The organism is Undibacterium sp. GrIS 1.2 (assembly GCF_040544435.1).
Taxonomy (GTDB): domain Bacteria; phylum Pseudomonadota; class Gammaproteobacteria; order Burkholderiales; family Burkholderiaceae_D; genus Undibacterium.
In genome coordinates this window covers 1-17,655 of sequence record NZ_JBEONP010000008.1, presented here as the reverse complement: position 1 = coordinate 17,655, position 17,655 = coordinate 1, and the positions used below count along the sequence as shown (strand labels likewise).

General features: G+C 43.7%; 18 protein-coding genes and 2 pseudogenes. 10 read left to right on the top strand and 10 right to left on the bottom strand.

Annotated elements, in window-relative coordinates:
• Positions 1-80 precede the first annotated feature (80 nt).
• Complete coding sequence (locus AAKU61_RS04955; protein ID WP_354330136.1) at positions 81-911, top strand: ThiF family adenylyltransferase; 831 nt, start codon at positions 81-83, stop codon at positions 909-911.
• An 81-nt stretch (positions 912-992) separates the two neighbouring features.
• Here AAKU61_RS04955 and AAKU61_RS04950 read toward each other — a convergent pair whose 3' ends face one another.
• The 6 genes from AAKU61_RS04950 to AAKU61_RS04925 all read right to left on the bottom strand — a co-directional run bounded on the left by AAKU61_RS04950 (position 993) and on the right by AAKU61_RS04925 (position 6,260).
• Positions 993-1,808 (bottom strand): PEP-CTERM/exosortase system-associated acyltransferase, encoded by an 816-nt coding sequence (locus AAKU61_RS04950; RefSeq protein ID WP_354330134.1) that lies wholly within the window; start codon positions 1,806-1,808, stop codon positions 993-995.
• A 13-nt stretch (positions 1,809-1,821) separates the two neighbouring features.
• Positions 1,822-2,736 (bottom strand): transglycosylase SLT domain-containing protein, encoded by a 915-nt coding sequence (locus AAKU61_RS04945; protein WP_354330132.1) that lies wholly within the window; start codon positions 2,734-2,736, stop codon positions 1,822-1,824.
• A gap of 551 nt (positions 2,737-3,287) precedes the next feature.
• Positions 3,288-4,406 (bottom strand): nucleotidyltransferase domain-containing protein, encoded by a 1,119-nt coding sequence (locus AAKU61_RS04940; RefSeq protein WP_354330130.1) that lies wholly within the window; start codon positions 4,404-4,406, stop codon positions 3,288-3,290.
• The gene (locus AAKU61_RS04935) at positions 4,403-5,320 is read right to left on the bottom strand and encodes an HprK-related kinase A (protein ID WP_354330128.1); all 918 of its coding nucleotides are present in this window, start codon (positions 5,318-5,320) and stop codon (positions 4,403-4,405) included. The genes AAKU61_RS04940 and AAKU61_RS04935 overlap by 4 nt, the downstream gene beginning before the upstream one ends.
• Positions 5,313-5,573, bottom strand: a complete 261-nt coding sequence (locus AAKU61_RS04930) for an HPr-rel-A system PqqD family peptide chaperone (RefSeq protein ID WP_354330126.1) — start codon at positions 5,571-5,573, stop codon at positions 5,313-5,315. The genes AAKU61_RS04935 and AAKU61_RS04930 overlap by 8 nt, the downstream gene beginning before the upstream one ends.
• A gap of 63 nt (positions 5,574-5,636) precedes the next feature.
• Positions 5,637-6,260: a hypothetical protein gene (locus AAKU61_RS04925; protein ID WP_354330125.1), complete on the bottom strand. Its 624-nt coding sequence runs from the start codon at positions 6,258-6,260 to the stop codon at positions 5,637-5,639.
• Positions 6,261-6,762: 502 nt separating this feature from the next.
• Here AAKU61_RS04925 and AAKU61_RS04920 point away from each other — a divergent pair.
• The 5 genes from AAKU61_RS04920 to AAKU61_RS04900 all read left to right on the top strand — a co-directional run bounded on the left by AAKU61_RS04920 (position 6,763) and on the right by AAKU61_RS04900 (position 10,523).
• The gene (locus AAKU61_RS04920) at positions 6,763-7,011 is read left to right on the top strand and encodes an acyl carrier protein (protein WP_354330123.1); all 249 of its coding nucleotides are present in this window, start codon (positions 6,763-6,765) and stop codon (positions 7,009-7,011) included.
• Positions 7,011-7,862 carry a hydrolase 2, exosortase A system-associated gene (locus AAKU61_RS04915; RefSeq protein ID WP_354330121.1) on the top strand — a complete coding sequence of 284 codons (852 nt, stop codon included), beginning with the start codon at positions 7,011-7,013 and terminating at the stop codon, positions 7,860-7,862. The genes AAKU61_RS04920 and AAKU61_RS04915 overlap by 1 nt, the downstream gene beginning before the upstream one ends.
• 11 nt (positions 7,863-7,873) lie before the next feature.
• Positions 7,874-8,731, top strand: a complete 858-nt coding sequence (locus AAKU61_RS04910; protein WP_354330119.1) for a hydrolase 1, exosortase A system-associated — start codon at positions 7,874-7,876, stop codon at positions 8,729-8,731.
• 51 nt (positions 8,732-8,782) lie between these two features.
• Positions 8,783-9,085, top strand: coding sequence for a DUF2288 domain-containing protein (locus AAKU61_RS04905; RefSeq protein WP_354330117.1), 303 nt, complete (start codon positions 8,783-8,785; stop codon positions 9,083-9,085).
• Positions 9,086-9,269: 184 nt separating this feature from the next.
• Positions 9,270-10,523 (top strand): tetratricopeptide repeat protein, encoded by a 1,254-nt coding sequence (locus AAKU61_RS04900; RefSeq protein WP_354330115.1) that lies wholly within the window; start codon positions 9,270-9,272, stop codon positions 10,521-10,523.
• Between the two features lie 482 nt (positions 10,524-11,005).
• Here AAKU61_RS04900 and AAKU61_RS04895 read toward each other — a convergent pair whose 3' ends face one another.
• From AAKU61_RS04895 to AAKU61_RS04885, 3 genes are read right to left on the bottom strand one after another with little or no spacing between them, the layout of a single operon-like run.
• Positions 11,006-12,595, bottom strand: coding sequence for an ammonium transporter (locus tag AAKU61_RS04895; RefSeq protein ID WP_354330113.1), 1,590 nt, complete (start codon positions 12,593-12,595; stop codon positions 11,006-11,008).
• Between the two features lie 29 nt (positions 12,596-12,624).
• Complete coding sequence (locus AAKU61_RS04890; protein WP_186953856.1) at positions 12,625-12,963, bottom strand: P-II family nitrogen regulator; 339 nt, start codon at positions 12,961-12,963, stop codon at positions 12,625-12,627.
• Positions 12,964-12,987: 24 nt separating this feature from the next.
• Complete coding sequence (locus AAKU61_RS04885; RefSeq protein ID WP_354330111.1) at positions 12,988-13,740, bottom strand: TorF family putative porin; 753 nt, start codon at positions 13,738-13,740, stop codon at positions 12,988-12,990.
• A 343-nt stretch (positions 13,741-14,083) separates the two neighbouring features.
• On the opposite strand from AAKU61_RS04885, the gene AAKU61_RS04880 reads away from it, so the two are divergent.
• From AAKU61_RS04880 to AAKU61_RS04865, 4 genes and pseudogenes are all read left to right on the top strand, one after another.
• The gene (locus tag AAKU61_RS04880) at positions 14,084-14,326 is read left to right on the top strand and encodes an accessory factor UbiK family protein (RefSeq protein WP_322120335.1); all 243 of its coding nucleotides are present in this window, start codon (positions 14,084-14,086) and stop codon (positions 14,324-14,326) included.
• 19 nt (positions 14,327-14,345) lie between these two features.
• A pseudogene (locus tag AAKU61_RS04875) lies at positions 14,346-14,573 on the top strand (magnesium chelatase domain-containing protein); the annotation flags it as partial.
• A 70-nt stretch (positions 14,574-14,643) separates the two neighbouring features.
• Positions 14,644-16,458, top strand: a complete 1,815-nt coding sequence (locus AAKU61_RS04870) for a hypothetical protein (RefSeq protein WP_354330109.1) — start codon at positions 14,644-14,646, stop codon at positions 16,456-16,458.
• Between the two features lie 403 nt (positions 16,459-16,861).
• Positions 16,862-17,440, top strand: a pseudogene (locus AAKU61_RS04865) (transposase); the annotation flags it as partial.
• A gap of 27 nt (positions 17,441-17,467) precedes the next feature.
• Here the strand turns inward: AAKU61_RS04865 and AAKU61_RS04860 are convergent.
• The coding region (locus tag AAKU61_RS04860; protein ID WP_354330107.1) for an IS3 family transposase at positions 17,468-17,655 on the bottom strand (188 nt) is incomplete at its 5' end.

The following is a 17,655-nucleotide window of genomic DNA, read 5'->3' as shown; positions in this document are numbered from 1 at the left end:
CACCACTTATGCTTTGACATGTTATATGCTTGTGTGAGCTTAAAACAGTCAATTTTGCAAACATATTCGAGGACATTATTATGACTACCAGTTTTAATTATGATTATTTTGTAACTCGGAATAATGGCTATGTGGATCTGACGACCCAAAAAAAAATCAGCGAAACCACGATCTTGATTGCAGGTTGCGGCATTGGCAGTAGCGTCGCCGTTTGTGCCACGCGGATGGGGTTTTGCAACTTCGTCTTAGTCGATGGCGACGTCGTCGATGCGCATAATCTAAACCGACAATTTTATGATTTTGACGATATCGGCAAACCCAAAGTTGAGGCCTTGAAACGTCAAATTTTACGCATCAACCCTGAGGCTAAGGTTGAGGCGATTTATGCCTACTTAAATAAAGATAACACTGCAGATATCGTCAAAAAAGCTAATATCGTTTTTGATACTGTCGATTTTCTTGATCTCGAAGCAATCCTGAGTCTACATACGGCAGCCAAAGCATTTCACACAGAATTGTTCACGGCCCTGTCTATCGGATATGGCGCTGGAGTTCTTTATTTCCCCTCAGATTCTGGTATTTCATTGACCGATTTAATTGCGAATGACATTCAAGACAGTCAGGGTGAAGGGGATGCGAGTTATGCCAATGTTTTTGCGAAAATAATGAATCGAATTGGCGCTCATTTAGACAAACAAGTCGTGGAGCAGGTGGCAAAAGCGTTAACCATTATGGAAGATGGCAGACCTTGCCCGGCATCACAAATAGCGGTTGGTAGTTTTACGATTGCGGCGATGGCGGTATCGATGATGCATGACGTTATTGCTGGATTAAAAGTGCCAAGCGCACCGCAAATGGTGGTACACAGCTTTAGAAATAATCAAACTAAACTCATCAACATTACCGAGTAATTATTTTCGATTCTGGTCTATCGATAAGCTTAAAAATTAATCTGATTACTAAAATTAATCCGACTCAGATCACCTTCCTTGCTAGGTGCGACGCTTAGTTAGGCGCTGCCAGAAACTACCTAAAAAGGTAAAAAAAACGATCTTAAATGGAATAGGCTGGTCGTTAAACCATGCTGCTAAAAATTTATTTTCTCTTTGCAGACGCTCTTCCAATTCATTTAAATCAACGATAAATGGGGTAACAGGTCCGTAATAATCAGTTTGCGGTCCAATGGGTACAAACCTGAATCCCATCTTATCTAATGAACGTGCGAGTGACCTCTCCATTGCTGCATACCAAAAACGAATTCCATTTTGGCGGCTATACCGATACATTTCCCTATACAGGCCTAACAATAGTAATGGGCTATTGCCTCTGCGAGTCTTCCCGCCTTGGTGAGGTTTAATAGTTGCAGAGCTACCTTTTTCTAAAAAGTCTTTGGACACACCTTCCATTGAATCACCTCGACGTCGACGATGCGTCTTACGAACGACCAGGCGAGATATTTCTCCCGCGATCGCACGATCTGGCATTTCAAAAGTATCAAAAATACTGCAATGACTTTCAAACGGGTAATCTAGCGACGTGAGTGGCTGAACCAGTCTCACAGTCCCTACGATCTCATCTTCCATTGTGTAGGCTGCAAAATGGGTCGCACAATCATCATATTCATCGCTTTCAAGTCCATTTTGAAACTCCTCGGTTGGAAGAAATTGACACTCCAGGCAATAGACCTCGTATCGCAATTGAAAAATTTCTTTTAGCAATACTGATTCAATATTGCCTCGTAATTCCTTACGAAACTTAAAGTAAGGAACCAAAATATCTCGCTTGCCGAATATTCTCTCGATCAACATATTGCCTTCCGCTCTAAAGCTGATTTTTGCTTGCTCGATGCATCACGATGGGTGAAGAGGTTACTAAATTCCTTTGATATGGATGAGTCGTCTTTTGATAAAGACGATTTATTTTTTGAACATAATCATGTGTTTCTAAGTAAGGCGGTACGCCATGATATTTTTCTACCGCACCCTCGCCGGCGTTATAGGCCGCAGCAACGAGGGAAACATTACCTCTAAAATAGGCGAGCAACCAACGTAAATACGATAGCCCACCTTTAATATTGTCTTCTGCATCAAAAGCGTTTTTTACACTAAAACGTTGTGCGGTGTCGGGTGTAAGTTGCATCAAGCCTTGCGCATTTTTTTGCGATAGCGCCTTCTCGTTAAAACCGGATTCGACATAAATAATGGCAAGCGCAAAATTAGCATCAACCGAATAACGTGGTGCCAACTTTTGTACTAATTGGGCGATCTTTCCTTTGGGATAAACCGGGATAAACGTTTCTGCATTTTTAACGCTAGGGACTTCGACAACGACGTCAAAGCAAGGCGGCAACGAAGTCATTTCTGTAACGACGATCGTACCGAGCATTTGCTTCGCTTGCGGATGTCCTTGCTCAGCAGCGATCTGAAAAAGTTGCTGGGCAATTGCATCATTTCTAGGCACACCTCGACCATTTACATACATCCAACCCATCGCATATTGAGCTTCTGCATAACCCGCTTTGGCGGCTACGCAGTAAAGTTCTAAGGCATGTGGATAATCACGAGGAACCCCTTCGGCGTGTTCAAATTGTGCAGCCAAACGTGTCAGCTCAATTAATTTCGCTTTATCTACATCACTGACTGACGCAGCAATATCAATGCTCTGGTCTGCTAATACGGGAGTATTAATCGCACTTAAAGCCAGCGCGGCAATTAGCAAACGAAGGGGTCTGAACATAGATTGTGTTTATCGCGTTCTCTGTCGCACGCTCTGAACGGGCAGACTCTGTTTCGCTCATGGAATAGCGATTAAACAGCTTGAGAATGTCGATACCTTTTGTGATTATTTTAATTTAGATAGTACAGAGAATTGACGGCCAATAAGTATCAAAGATGCAACTAATGTGGTTTTATTGTTTACTCTTATTTAGGAATAATTTGGAATTGATCAGAGCTCTATATTGCCAGCCAGAGATTAAAGAGATAATGGTTTGCGTTGAGAGAAATTTGATATAAAACCTGTACTAACCCATTGATATTAGAGCGTTAATCCATCGATCTTTAAATAATCAATGCCAATGAATTTACTATACTCCCCTAGTATTTTTTAAAAATACCTCTAATGACCAGACTTTATATGGACGATATAAAAATACTCGCTGGTAGTATAATTTAAGAACAATTCCTAGGTGGCAACTGCGAGGCATTCATAGGTAAAAAACTTACGCGGATCTCGCTTGCTCTTCTTCTATCTGAGCAACTGATAAAGCAAATGATATATCTTCAAAATCACGCACCTCTATCCTTTTTAGGAGAGATGAATGCCTTATGCAATAAGTGCCGGATAAGCAACAGTGGCGGCATTCGCAACCAGTTGGCACGAATATAAAGTAGTGATCTTGCCAAGCTAGTGAAACCATCATCACAACTACGATGCAGAGGCAATAAAGCGCGACAAAAAAGACTGTCCATCAATGCCAACATCCACTTATTTGGCGCACCAACGTTAGCACTCTCATACACGCCAGCCGGTATGTCTGTATGCAAAAATATACGTGCATATCTGAGGGCGTAAAAAAGTGGCCTGGTTAACTCCAATTCCACCGCACGAGGCACCAGCGCATTCCAGAACTCAGCAGAGCGACCGAAATGTGCCATCAGCTTATGAATATCCAGCAAGTCTCTTAAGCCGTGATGAAATTCACCCTCATAGAACAAATGCACCATGCTGTGCAACACCATGTCAACTGGTGCCAAGGTAAAGACCTGATCGTTTCCGCGAACGGGAATTGTGGCTCGTAGCAGTTTTTTTGAATCCGGGTGCACCGCGGCAGTCTCCGGCAAAATCGCGTGATGCAAGTCCACCACGGTCATGCGTTTAACATGTTGCATCGGAGGCAATTCATGCATCCAATTACGGTAATAGCGCTGATCATATTCATCATGATGAGCCGACTCCCAGCCGTGCATCATCATTGCCGCCTCCACCGCACCCAACTTTTCTTTTGGCACAATCAGATCAATATCGGAGAACAGCCGCCCCTTTGAAGAAGGTAAATCGGCTAGCACATAGGCAGCGCCTTTTAACAATACAACTGGCGTACCAGTGTCTTCAAAAGCCTTAACAATCAGGTACACCTCCCAACGCACCGCTTGTTGATGTTTGTCAGCGATCCGATCTGCCCAGATCAGATGCTGAAGTGCTGGTGGCGGGACAACATCTAAAGCGTGAGCGTCGCGCAGCTGGACGTACAAACTGCCTAGCATATTGGCTGCACGCGCTTGGCGAATCAACAAATCCCAATCCTGAAGTTGGTACGTACTGACGATCATTGGCTGTTGCAGCGCGGCCACTAATAGCTGTCGTCTGTTCGCAAATTGTTGGCTTGAGTAGCTTTGCGTACTCATATTTTTGCGAGCGCCAAAGAGGAGAAAAAGTCCATCGCCTCATCTAAAGAGCTATATGTCAGCTCACAAGAATCTGCACTGTCAATTACATTCGCCAGCGAATGAAAACCGGCACTCCCTAATAGACTGTAGTTAAAAGCGTTATCAGCAACCCGCATAAATGCACGAGCTTTGGAGATATTTTCTACCTTGAGTTTTGTATCTGCTTGGTATTTAGGGAAAATAATCCAGGCCGGCTTCGCGGTCTCCTTATCCCGCTGGACGCTATCTTTTGACGGTTTTAAGTGTGCAACCGTGCCCTTAATCGTATCGTGGACAGGAATACTAAAAACAGCCTCGGGGATATATTTTCTGATCACATCAATCGACTGATTTTTCAAGCTCACTGGGCGTGGTAAAGGTGCGATCAAACCATCGCTCAGCCGTATCAGAGTCAACTCATCCGACAGCAAACGCCAACCGCGATGAATTAAAGCAGCGCACAAAGTACTTTTGCCCGATCCCGGCGGTGCGGGAAGAATCGCGGCATAGCCGTTACGCTCCACCACTGCAGCATGAATAATCAAGTAACTTTGTGCATGGCTGGAAACGCACCAGTTCAACCCCCATTCCAGCATGGGGAAAGCTTGCTGGTATGGCAAAGGCTTGAAGGGTAAATTACCATCACACTCAAACAAAACTTGGGGGCGAATCCAGCGTCTAAGACCGGACGGAGCCGAGAGGCGGACATGAAAATCCGCAAAACGATCGTCAGCGATCATATAGTCTGCATACATCTTCGCAATACCCTTGATCGCGGCAGGAATAGTCGTTTGGATATTCACCACAAAAGAACCTGTCTGCAAATACAGGCCTTGCTTAAGGTGATGAGAGAGTACGGTGGGAGTGAAATCAGACAGCTTCAAATTAGACACGCTCTATTAAAGAAAGAGCATGCAAACTGATGAGAACATCTCGTACATACCGAACCAAGTCATCATCAATTTCAACATTCCATACATCAGCCAGGATTGCCGCAAGAGACTTTGCATCTCCTGGGGACTGTTGCAGTTTTTCCAATATTTGTCCGGCAGCGTGATCTAATAAATGAGTAGCACCTGATAAGGCATTAAAAACGACAACCTCGTCACCCCAATTGTGAGAATTACTAGCGGTGCTTACAAGCACTCTCCATTCCATATTGCTTAATTACTCCAGAGCATCGCGTGTTTTCAAAAACCACTAAAAAGCTTAAACCCACGTAGCTTTTAAGTACGTGACGATTTGTGCTGCATTCCAATATACGCCAGGCGAAGGAGAGAAACGTCCCTGGCTTTGCCATTGCGTGAACATCTGGCGAATCTTATCGGTCGTCAAAAATGGCGTCCAATGGCTCGCTGAGTTCAGATATGCGGCCATTAAATACATGCCGATATAGTAATTTGCATTATCAAAAGAGAGTCCCGCGACCAAATCGGAACAGGTCACACCATAATATTTGGATGATTTTGAGCAGTCAGTAAATACTTGCTGGAACTTTGTGCCGTTGTTCTTTTTGTCAGGATTATCATGCTTTAAGTTTGCTGGCCAGTTTGTTGTACCCGCCCAGTAACAAGGAGAACATGCATAATTTGATTGAGGAACGCCGCGGTGGCTTTGATTACCTGATTGAAAGCCAGAAGGTGACTGCGTAGTACAGGCGAGCACAGGGCGACTGGCCATTGTCATCAGCACGCCAGTGGTCGCCAGACCCGCTTTGGTGAACCTTCGGCGAGATTCGCCTGAAAACTCAGTCGGAGATACAGAATGGCGATCCTTGCCATCTGCCAAAGATCGTCCGTCTTTCCCTGAGCCGTGATTTTCTTCTATATTCATGACGCTCTCCGTCCTGCATTATGATTTACGTTAAGCAGCATCTAATTTAATTTGATTTTTAATAATGCGCAGCAATTGCTTCACTAAAGCAAAATACATTCCATATTGGAATTAAAATAATTTCTTACTTAGAATCAAATACTTAAAATAATTTAATTAAATAAAAAAACAAGTAATTCTTTTTGCAAACCAAACCGTAAAAATTCTCGACAAGGATATAACTTAAATAAAGTTCAACACTTGAATTAGCGATTCCGAATTTTTATTGTGCAAAAAATATGTATTTTGCTTTTTTTGAAAGGCCCTCTAGTTTCTACGATTTTAAGAAAAAAATCCATTCAATGGATACAAATACCAACGTATTAATTATCTAAATTGCACTTATTTTTAAATAAAATCGCACAGATTGCACGGTCAAATATAATCATTAAAATTTACCTGTTTCAACAATCTTCTCAATTAATGGCCGCTATAAAACATAGTTCGTGCCTTTGGATCCCTAATGCAATCTTTAGAAGAAGTAAAAAACTTATTAGCGGATGTCTTACATCTTGGCCCACAGAAAGAAACCTTAATGGCAGAGTCAATTTTGCTCGGTGGATTAGCAGAATTAGACTCCATGGCTGTCATCAATGTGATTACTGCGTTGGAGGAGCATTTTGGCATTACGATCGACGATGACGAAATTAATGGCAAAACCTTTGAAACTCTGGGCAGTCTCTCTGCATTTGTCGATAGCAAATTAAATTAATGTCCGAGACCAGCACATCACCGGCACCGGCTGAAGCTTTTTTTCAGGGCGCAGCAACAGGTCAACGATTTTGTTTGTACTATCCGCCGGTAAATCCCGCCACTTGTCGCGGCGGTATTATCTATATTGCTGCTTTTGCAGAAGAAATGAACAAAGCACGACGCATGGCGGCAATCCAGGCGCGTAGTTTGGTCGGTTGTGGCTACGGCGTCTTAGTTATTGATTTATATGGCTGCGGCGACAGTAGCGGTGAACTGAAGAGTGCAGATTGGGATATCTGGAAAGCCGACGTCTTGCTGGCAATTAAAGTGCTGCGAGAAAAAATTAATGCTCCAGTCAGCTTATGGGGACTGCGATTAGGGGCGCTGATGGCGCTGGACATTGCAAGAGAACCTTCCCAACAGTTGGAAAAAATCATCTTATGGCAACCTGTTTTGCAAGCTTCATCTTATTTAAATCAATTCTTCCGCTTACGTTTAGCAAGCGACATGCTAGGTAAAAAGGAGGACGCTGTAACGAATAAGTCCGTTCGACAAATGTTAGAAGAAGGGCAAACTGTAGAAGTTGCTGGCTACGAAATAAGTCCGTGCTTAGTGCAAAGCATTGATCATCTTGATGCCGCATGCTGGCACGACTTCTCTGCACAATTACATTGGTTCGAATGTGTAAGCGAGGACAATCAGCCAATATCACCAATTAGAAAAAAACTGATGACATACTGGCTAGACTCAGGTGTCGATCTTCATGTCCATAGCGTCAAAAGTATCGCATTTTGGACTACTCAAGACATTGCTGTTTCCCATGAATTGCTCACTGCTACGACGAATATTTTTAAAGACTCATTAATATGAGATCGCAAGAGATGACATCTGACGTTTTACAAGAACAGGCCGTTAGCTTCAAAGTAAAAGGGGCATGTTTGTATGGCGTAATAAGTACGCCTGCGCAAGCCTCTCCACGCGGTGTTTTGTTTATCGTTGGTGGTCCTCAATATAGAGCAGGAAGCCATCGCCAATTTACCTTATTAGCCCGCGATTTGGCTGCAAATGGTTATAGCGCGATGCGCTTCGATTACCGTGGCATGGGCGACAGCGAAGGCGAATCTCTGCATTTCTCCGAAACGACAGAAGATATAAAAGCGGCATTAGACTACTTCTTTAAAACGCAAACCCATTTACAAGAAGTCGTACTGTGGGGGCTGTGCGATGCAGCGTCAGCTGCCCTGTTTTATGCACATCAAGATCAACGGATAACAGGGCTAATTTTGCTCAACCCCTGGGTCAGAACTGAGGCTGGAATTGCAAAAACGTATCTAAAACATTACTACGTCCAAAGACTATTCACAGCAGAATTCTGGAAAAAAATGTTGCTGGGTAAAGTTAGATTTTTTACGTCGGCTAAATCATTGGTGATGCAATTGCGCCAGGCAGTAACAAGTAAGAACGTACATTCAGATTCTGAAGAACAACTTGGCTTGCCCGAAAAAATGTTATCTGGGTTACAGCGCTTTAAAGGCAAGACATGTATTATTTTGAGTGAAAACGATCTGACCGCGCAAGAGTTCTCTGATCTGGTTTCCAGCTCTGCTGATTGGAAAAAATTACTCACGTCACCACGACTGAAACAACTTACGCTAGCTGGTGCCAATCACACCTTTTCGCAGAGAAAATGGCGGGAACAAGTAGCTAGCTGGACAACAGAATGGCTTAAAAGCTGGTAAATCTAAAAAATGAATCTTGAAGAATCAATACTGACGAATGAATATTAATGAATGAATACTAACGACACAGCCCGCGCTAAGCTCAATTCAGAAACCGCACAATTCCCCTGGACAGAGTTATTACGTTACTTCGCAGCAGGCGATGTGATTATGGTTGCCGACCAACATGATCTGGTCGAAGTTGGGCTCCAAATATCGATGGATAATAAATCTCTGGTTCAGCAATGGCTAGACGAAGGAACCATTAGTAAAGTCAGTGATTTACAAGCACAAGCCTGGCTTGAGAGTGACGCGCATTTATGGACAGTGGTCGTTAAACCCTGGATATTGGTGCAGCAAAGGGAAAGCGATTAATCACTTTGACGATTCAGGCTAAATTTGCTCCAAGTTTTAACGATGTTAGTAGCGAACTGCACTCAGATATAATGCGCCGTATGAGTAAAAGCCTTGCCTGCACCGAAGTCTCTGCAGGACGCTAAAAATATACTCCTTCCTGTTTTAATTAACTCCTGTGAAACCTCTCTCTAATTTAATGCTCATGAAAAAGAATTCATCTCTCCTCTTGGCAAGCTTGGTTCTGGCACTCGGTTATGGCGCATTGCCATTAACTGCCACTACAGCCTATGCTCAAACTGAAGCGGCAACTCCAGAAAAAGCAGAAACTGTACGTCCTGAAATGGGCAAACCACTCAATGAAATTCAAGAATTACTGAACAACAAACAATTTCCGCAAGCTTTAGAAAAAATTAACGCGCTGGATGCGTTTGAAAAGAAAACGCCTTATGAGGCATTTGCCATTGATCGCATGCGTGCAGTCGTTGCATCAGGTACCAACAACACTGACATGCTGGCGAGCTCATTTGAAGGCATGCTTAAAACTAATTTTTTAAAAACGCCGGAGCAACTTCGTCTGATCGAAGCCATGGCAGGAACTTATTTCAATGAAAAGAAATACGATCTGGCAAAAAAATGGGCATTGCGTTACTTAGAAAAAGACAATAGCAGCCAGCCAGTACATACCCTGTTAGCCCGCTCCATGTACTTGCAAAATGATTTTGCAGGTGCGGCAACTGAGCTGAAGCAATTGTTGAAGGCCGACGAAGATGCTAAACGAACACCAAATAATGACAATCTGCGACTCTTGGGCAATTGCTATCAGCAGCTAAAAGACAACGCAGGCTACATTACCGTTTTAGAGGCGCTGGTCACTTACTATCCTAAAAAAGAATACTGGGGTGATTTGATCTACCGCGTAGAACGTAAGCCAGGATTCTCGGATCGTTTGCGTCTGGATTTATACCGTCTTCTGTTAAAGACAGACAATATCGAAGACGCCGCACAATTTGTTGAAATGGCTGAACTCGCTCTGCTTGCAGGTTTGCCGCTAGAGGCACAAAAAGCTGTGGATGCAGGCTATGCCGCGAACATCTTGGGACAAGGCAAAGATGCAGCTAAGCACAAAGTATTGCGCGACAAAGTCAACAAACAAGCGGCTGATGATGCCAAAACTCTTGATGCCGGCGAAGCAGCAGCCAAGTCATCTAAAAATGGTACCGGCATGGTCAACATGGGTTACAACTTCGCTATCCATAATCAATACGACAAAGGTATTGCGTTGATCAATGACGGTATCGCTAAAGGCGGCTTAAAAGCACCCGAAGAAGCCAAGCTGCACTTAGGCCTGGCCTATTTGCAATCCGGCGATAAAGTAAAAGCAGCTGAAGTTTTTAAAACGATCCAAGGCAGTGATGGCACCGCTGATCTGGCTAAATTATGGATGTTGATGAAATAAACTAATTAGCTTGCAAAATGCTGGTTTGACTTTGCTGGTTTGACTCTGATCACCTGATTCGGGCGGTCAGAAATTCCAGTAACAACGGGTCTGAAAATCAAAAGGGATGTGCAAACAATGCGCATCCCTTTTTCTATCCGGGATCAGATTAGACCTTCGGGTATAAGCTTACTTTTAAGACTCAATTCTTTGAGTTATTCCATATACCCACTATAGTATATTTTATTTGTCCATATAATCATTGGACTATAGGGTATTTTCTATATATTTTTGCGGGAGTATATTAATTCGACTAAACCACTGAGCTAAAAATATCTGCTTAAAACTCTCCCCAAAAAAAAGGCACCTCCGAAAAGGTGCCCATTAAATCAGTCACATGCGCTCTAAACATGCACTGAAGATACTACCCCGAGAAAAACTTTACCTCTGATGCGAGAACCGACAACCTGGCTCTCGCATCGATACTCATATAACGGTACCAATTAAGAATGGTAAGCGGATTCACCGTGGCTGGTGATGTCCAAACCTTCGCGCTCTTCATCTTCAGGCACACGCAGACCGATGACCAGATCAACTAATTTGTAAGCGATCAGAGAAACGATACCGGACCACAGTATTGTCGTACCAACTGCCGTTGCCTGGATTTGAACCTGACCAATGATGGAGTAGGCATCAGTAGACATTTTGTTGGTGACGTAGTCCATGATGCCCTGACCACCAAGAGCAGGTGATGCAAACACACCTGTCAACAAAGCACCCAAAATACCACCGACGCCATGCACACCAAACACGTCCAATGAATCATCTGCACCCAGCAAGCGTTTCAGGCCATTGACGCCCCACAGGCAAATCACACCTGCCAGCAAACCAATGATCAAGGCACCCATAGGACCGACGAAACCACAAGCTGGTGTAATCGCAACCAGACCTGCGACCGCACCGGAAGCACCACCCAGCATAGATGGCTTACCTTTAGACATCCACTCACCGAAAACCCAGGAAACAGTCGCAGCAGCAGTAGCCAGCAAGGTATTGATGAAAGCCAATGCAGCGACATCGCCTGCTTCTAAAGCAGAACCTGCATTGAAACCAAACCAGCCCACCCACAATAATGACGCACCGATCATGGTCATTGTCAGGGAGTGTGGTGCCATCGATTCTTTACCGTAACCAACACGCTTGCCAATCAAATAAGCACCGACCAAACCTGCAACCGCAGCGTTGATGTGAACGACAGTACCGCCAGCGAAGTCTAACGCACCTTTTTGCTGCAAAAATCCACCTTTCAACAACTCGGTTGCGCCAGTAGCCGCATCTTTAATCGCATCAGGGCCAGTCCAGAACCAGACCATATGCGCGATCGGCAAGTAACTGAAAGTAAACCACAATACGATAAACAGCAGAACGGCGGTGAACTTAGCACGCTCAGCAAATGCGCCGATGATCAGACCGCATGTAATCGCTGCAAATGTCGCTTGGAAAGCCACATAGACAAACTCAGGAATCACAACACCTTTACTGAAAGTTGCCGCAGTAGAGAAAGTTGCTTTAGCCGGATCCCAAATACCGTTGAGGAAAAGGCGATCAAACGAGCCAATAAATTTGCCACCTTCTGTGAATGCCAATGAGTAGCCGTAAATGCACCACAGCACGATAATCACTGCAAAAATCATGAAGACCTGCATTAAGATTGACAGCATATTTTTAGAACGAACCAAGCCGCCGTAGAACAAAGCCAAGCCTGGAATTGTCATCAAAATGACTAACAAAGTAGATACCATCATCCAGGCAGTATCGCCCTTGTTGGCAACAGGTGCAGGTGCTGCAACAGCGCCAGAAGCGGCTGTAGCATCTGTCGCCGCTGCCGGTGCTACTGGTGCCACGGCAGCACTGGCCGCTGCGGATGCCATTTCAGCAGGCACTGATGCAACGGCTGGCGCAGTAACAGCAGCAGTAGAAGCTGGTGCATCCACTTTGGCAGATGCTTCATCGGCTGCGATTGCCGACGATGCAAAGCCAACGGACAGGAACAAGGCGCTAGTTATCAACGCTTTGCAGAATGTTTTTTTCATGTGTGATCTCCCTGATTCCACGATATCGGTCACAGTGCGTCGTTGCCGGTTTCACCGGTACGAATACGCACAACTTGTTGCAAGTCATAGACAAAAATTTTGCCGTCACCGATTTTCCCGGTACGAGCAGCAGTCTCTATCGCTTCAATAGCACGATCAACAATCGCATCATCTACCGCAGCTTCAATTTTTGTCTTAGGCAAAAAATCGACGACATATTCAGCACCGCGATACAACTCGGTATGCCCTTTTTGACGTCCGAAACCCTTGACTTCAGTGACTGTAATCCCTTGCACACCAATAGCAGACAGTGCTTCTCGCACCTCGTCTAGCTTAAAGGGTTTAATAATGGCGGTAATCAGTTTCATGCTGACCTCTATTTAATAAATGTTTTAGAACGACTTCAGTGCGGAGAAAACTACGCTTGTCTTACCGGTAAATTTGCCGGCAGGAGTAAAGTACAATTTTTCGTCAGCGTTAGTTCCGATAGCGGCAAGGCTAAAAGTAACGCCTACAAATTCTTTAGTCACACCGATTTTCCAATCTGTGTAGGAAGAAGCACTATTGTTTTTGACTGTTTGGTGGCCTGCGTGCAAATTCAGTGTGTAACCAGATTCTGGTACGACTTCTACGTTGGCACCGATATCAAGATAACCGCTGTTTTTACTATCGACGAAACCGAAAAGATTCGTCACAGAGTGTGAATATTTTGCATAGACCGGACCGTAGCCAACTTGACCATAGATTTCCGTCGTGTTTGCATTTGCAAAACCTGGCACGCTACCTAGTCCGTTGGATGGATATACGTAGGAGAGAAAACCAACATCATAAGAAACGTCTTTAACGATTTCGCCACGTTTGCCACCATAGATATCCCACTCGATATTGCCGTCACCACCAGCATCTTTAGTCCATTTGATCGTTGATAACCAAGTACCAGCGTAAAAACCTGTTGGGTTATGTGTATAGTCAGCACCGCCTTGTAAAGCGGGATTTAGACGAGATTGCGAAATGCCGCGATAGCGGTAATCGCTTACACCACCAATATTGAAACTAACTTCGTTGTCCGGCTTAGCATCTTCTGCATGGGCTAAACTCGCGCCAAATGAGGCTGCTACTGCGACTGCTAATAATAATTTTTTCATCGTACTTTCCCATTTTTAGTTATGTTACGGTTTAAAAAACTTTTATCATTCGTACCATTAGCAGGAGTCGTGCCAAGTCTGGATTTAAACAAAATAAAATTTGCTAATTTGATGAATCATCCGCAGCAAACATCGTAAAAATTCATATTAGAGGGAGCATCTAAGTTCATAGATGTGTTTGTTACGTTATGATTTCACTCTGCTTAGCGTATAGTTAGGTATTAAATAGGCAATACAATTCTGGACATCAAGAAAAATGCACCAATACTTGGCGCCATAAAATTACACACCTAAATTAACTGCACTAATTTTGTGCATAAAAATCGACCAATAGGAAATCAATATGAACAAGCAAGATTTTTTTAGTGATATTCAAACCAAAATTAACCAGGTGTTAGAAAATTCACCAGCCAAAGACATTGAAAAAAATGTCAAAGCGATGATGAGTCAGGGTTTCTCCAAACTGGATTTGGTTACCCGGGAAGAATTTGATATCCAGGCGCAAGTCCTGGCAAAAACCCGTGCCAAGTTAGAGGCATTAGAAGCGCGCATCGCTGCGCTAGAAGTACCGGCCGATAAAACTTAAACACTAAGCTCAAACAATAATGTCACTCGCCGTACTGAAAAGCCGTGCCCTTACCGGGATGGAAGCACCAGAGGTCACTGTGGAGGTGCATCTGGCAAATGGTCTTCCCTCGTTTACGATTGTGGGTTTGCCCGAAACTGAGGTCAAAGAATCTAAAGATCGCGTCAGAGCGGCTTTGCAAAATGCGCGGTTTGATTTCCCTACCAAGCGCATCACTGTCAATCTGGCACCCGCAGATTTACCTAAAGTATGAACAATATTTTTATTTGAGAATGCACATCGCTATATGCGAATAGCACATAGATAAATAAGAACCTATGGTCGAAAAGAAAGAACGCGCCGCTTTTCATCCTCAATTTTACGTCGACGGCTTGGCGCGAATTTTGTGGATCGGGCAACTGAAAAAGGTAAACGAACACAAAGGCTCATCTTGGATAAGAGTCTATTGGATTGAAATTGAAAGTAATGTCCATCATCCTAATTTCAACCATTGTGCTCCAGCTGCTGATGCAATAGTCCAGAATATAGATTTACCAATCGGTTATTTACCACTGATTCATATAAATGCAATATTGCACAAAGGCTTAGTCGTAAGTCCCTGGAAAGACGGAAAACTGCCCTTCGAATGTCGGTCAAACGGCCGCAGTAAAATTGATTTCTCAAGGGGAAATTTAACGGTATTTAATCGGCGAGAAATCGACGAGCTAAATGAGCCGATCTTAGCCTTCAAGGCAGATCGTTTAAAGGAGATGCCGGACTCAAATGCAAAGTGCATTGGCGTTCGCATTGGAGAGGATCCATACGCAATTATTTTTCCTTGCGCTGAAATTTTACGTTTTTTCTATTGCACTTCTTCCACCATGGCAAACGTGTTATTCGATGGACGTATTTTTGAACCAGAGAAGCACTTATTTGATGCCTTAGAAGGAAGGTCCTTTGGACCTTTAGAGGGACACGTTTTCATCACATTAAGAAAGCAAATGCTTGATAGTGATGCAAAGATCATTGCATCATTTTTTTCTGACCCCAAAGTGCTTAGTGCTGCGCAGTTAATACATCTGGAAGCCATTCGTAAAGAAGGTATTTATAGAGATGTTCTCGCCTATCCACCAGTAGATGGTGAGGTAGACCTTGAGTTCTTCTATATACCGATCAAAACAGGTGGAAAAACTCGTATTTTTGTTACTAAATTGATTAAGAGCTATCATCAAACAAACTTCAATACTTTAGAGTTTGACCGCGAAAACAACTTTGAGGATGCGCCAAGTAATAAAGATGGCGAGGTAGACGAGGTGCCCTGTGATTTAGAGGGAGATCCGGCGGAAGCAAATCCACCAACCATGGCGGACGGCACTTACATGGATCCTCGCCTGGCAGCAGATTTTAGGAGAATCGAATTAGGGAGCAGATTTCCCGAAATAATGAGTATTCCATGGAATAAAATCCCCGCATCAAAAACAAACCTACCTGCTCGACGTCGCAGACTGCGTAATGTAACGTCTCTCTTACGTAGTTTAACAACGGCTAAAGGAAACGGTAAGGGCGAATCTCTAAGGAAAGTAAACATTCAAGCTCCGACTGATTTCGAGTCTGAGCCCACAGAATCTAACGAGATATCACGTGAAATTGGCAGCATGGCTTATCAAAGAACCATTCGCCTTTTGCAAAATGCAGTTGATGAGAAAATTGTAACCGTTACGTTTTTAGAAGGAATATTGCCGCATTTCACTATTATTGATGGCGTTTATTTCAACGTATACCCTTCTAATTTTAGAAGCTATTTCCCGAGACAAATGTTTCATTTAATAAGCAAAATGCCTCTTAAAGCTCGCTTTGTCTTGATCGCAGAATTAAAAAAAGGCGAAGAAATACGGTATTTGGTCGATTTCCAGCAAAGAAAAGAGCAGGAACTTAGTTATCAAGTGTTGTGGGTAAGAGACGGAAATAGCTCAACGGAAATATTGAGAAAGTTAAAAGAAGCTCTATTTGCTTATGCGGCAACAAAAACAGTCGGAACGAAAGCCTTCATCAACGTAGCTGGTTTGAATTGGAGCTCATTCAAACATAAACCAGAAAAAGTTTCTGGTCAGTGGATTGTGAATCAGACGTTTGGAGCGAAACCTAAAAATTAAATAGCGTGCCTAATTGAAACGTCTTTACCAGCATGGCGGCTTGGAGTGCACATGCAAGTGCTAAAACTCAATATATGTATGTCCCAAGCCTGTACGGAGCTCGCTTCATTTAGAGATGACCTGCCCGAGGCACTTGCACTAGTGCGGAGTATTTATCCAGCGTTGGTTATCTTTGAACTTTTTATGCTTCATATAAAGCGAGCGTCGACAATTTGTTGCTGCAATCGGCTAATAAGCGCTTCTTTTTCGATTTGTTCGCCATGAGGAGCACTTTGTATAAGCTCTTCAATTTTCGTAATAAAAAAAACGGAATTTTTGTGCTCGATAGTCGACGATTTTCATTTTGAACTCAGAGTTTGCAGGGGGTGCGGAAATTTTCTTGGACTACTTTTGGGAGTGGTTCATGTACTCATATGAAGAACGTCTTCGGGCGGTGAAGCTATATATTAAGCTCGGTAGGCTCTGCAAGGCGACAATTCGTCAATTAGGTTACGCGACAAAGAATTCGTTAAAAGCGTGGCATAACGAATTCCAAGAGAGCGGCGATTTAAAGAACGGGTACGTTCGCCCAACACCGAAGTATTCGGAAGAACAAAAGAATGTGGCACTGAACCATTACGCAAATCATGGACGCTGCATTGTCTATACCGCAAAGGCGCTGGGATATCCCGACCGAGCGAAACTAAGAGAATGGGTTCGCGAACGATACCCGGAAACTGCACATTACGTCGTTGGTAAAATTGGTAGGCCGAGAGTTACTTTGGCGTCCAAACGCGCTGCCGTGTACGAGTTATGCACAAGGGAAGGAAGTGCAAAGGACGTTGCGCAAAAGTTGGGCGTTGATCTAGTAACCCTTTACAACTGGAAGAACCAATTACTTGGCCGAGAGGCCTCAGCTTCTATGAAACAAGACAGACGCTCATTGGCAGATTCAGATCGTGACAAATTGGAGCGGCAAGTTGAAACACTCAAGCGCGACATGGGGGTGCGGATAAAAACTTGGACTGATTTATGTCGTTAAGCCGAGACTCTCGCGATATTCTAGTGGACTGCGAGAGCCAAGGGAAATTTTAATCCGTTTTTCGTTGTACCAACGAATGTATGAGTCAAGTGCCTGAATAAACTGCTCAATGGTAGTCGCTTGCCATTCCCTAAGATAGAACATTTCTGTTTTCAGCCGCCCGAAGAATCCTTCGC

What these genes read in the sequence shown, in the direction of transcription:
- AAKU61_RS04955 (WP_354330136.1), top strand. Translation starts at nt 81, where the DNA reads ATGACTACCAGTTTTAATTATGATTATTTTGTAACTCGGAATAATGGC.
- AAKU61_RS04950 (WP_354330134.1), bottom strand. Translation starts at nt 1,808, where the DNA reads ATGTTGATCGAGAGAATATTCGGCAAGCGAGATATTTTGGTTCCTTAC.
- AAKU61_RS04945 (WP_354330132.1), bottom strand. Translation starts at nt 2,736, where the DNA reads ATGTTCAGACCCCTTCGTTTGCTAATTGCCGCGCTGGCTTTAAGTGCG.
- AAKU61_RS04940 (WP_354330130.1), bottom strand. Translation starts at nt 4,406, where the DNA reads ATGAGTACGCAAAGCTACTCAAGCCAACAATTTGCGAACAGACGACAG.
- AAKU61_RS04925 (WP_354330125.1), bottom strand. Translation starts at nt 6,260, where the DNA reads ATGAATATAGAAGAAAATCACGGCTCAGGGAAAGACGGACGATCTTTG.
- AAKU61_RS04920 (WP_354330123.1), top strand. Translation starts at nt 6,763, where the DNA reads ATGCAATCTTTAGAAGAAGTAAAAAACTTATTAGCGGATGTCTTACAT.
- AAKU61_RS04915 (WP_354330121.1), top strand. Translation starts at nt 7,011, where the DNA reads ATGTCCGAGACCAGCACATCACCGGCACCGGCTGAAGCTTTTTTTCAG.
- AAKU61_RS04910 (WP_354330119.1), top strand. Translation starts at nt 7,874, where the DNA reads ATGACATCTGACGTTTTACAAGAACAGGCCGTTAGCTTCAAAGTAAAA.
- AAKU61_RS04905 (WP_354330117.1), top strand. Translation starts at nt 8,783, where the DNA reads ATGAATACTAACGACACAGCCCGCGCTAAGCTCAATTCAGAAACCGCA.
- AAKU61_RS04900 (WP_354330115.1), top strand. Translation starts at nt 9,270, where the DNA reads ATGAAAAAGAATTCATCTCTCCTCTTGGCAAGCTTGGTTCTGGCACTC.
- AAKU61_RS04895 (WP_354330113.1), bottom strand. Translation starts at nt 12,595, where the DNA reads ATGAAAAAAACATTCTGCAAAGCGTTGATAACTAGCGCCTTGTTCCTG.
- AAKU61_RS04890 (WP_186953856.1), bottom strand. Translation starts at nt 12,963, where the DNA reads ATGAAACTGATTACCGCCATTATTAAACCCTTTAAGCTAGACGAGGTG.
- AAKU61_RS04885 (WP_354330111.1), bottom strand. Translation starts at nt 13,740, where the DNA reads ATGAAAAAATTATTATTAGCAGTCGCAGTAGCAGCCTCATTTGGCGCG.
- AAKU61_RS04880 (WP_322120335.1), top strand. Translation starts at nt 14,084, where the DNA reads ATGAACAAGCAAGATTTTTTTAGTGATATTCAAACCAAAATTAACCAG.
- AAKU61_RS04870 (WP_354330109.1), top strand. Translation starts at nt 14,644, where the DNA reads ATGGTCGAAAAGAAAGAACGCGCCGCTTTTCATCCTCAATTTTACGTC.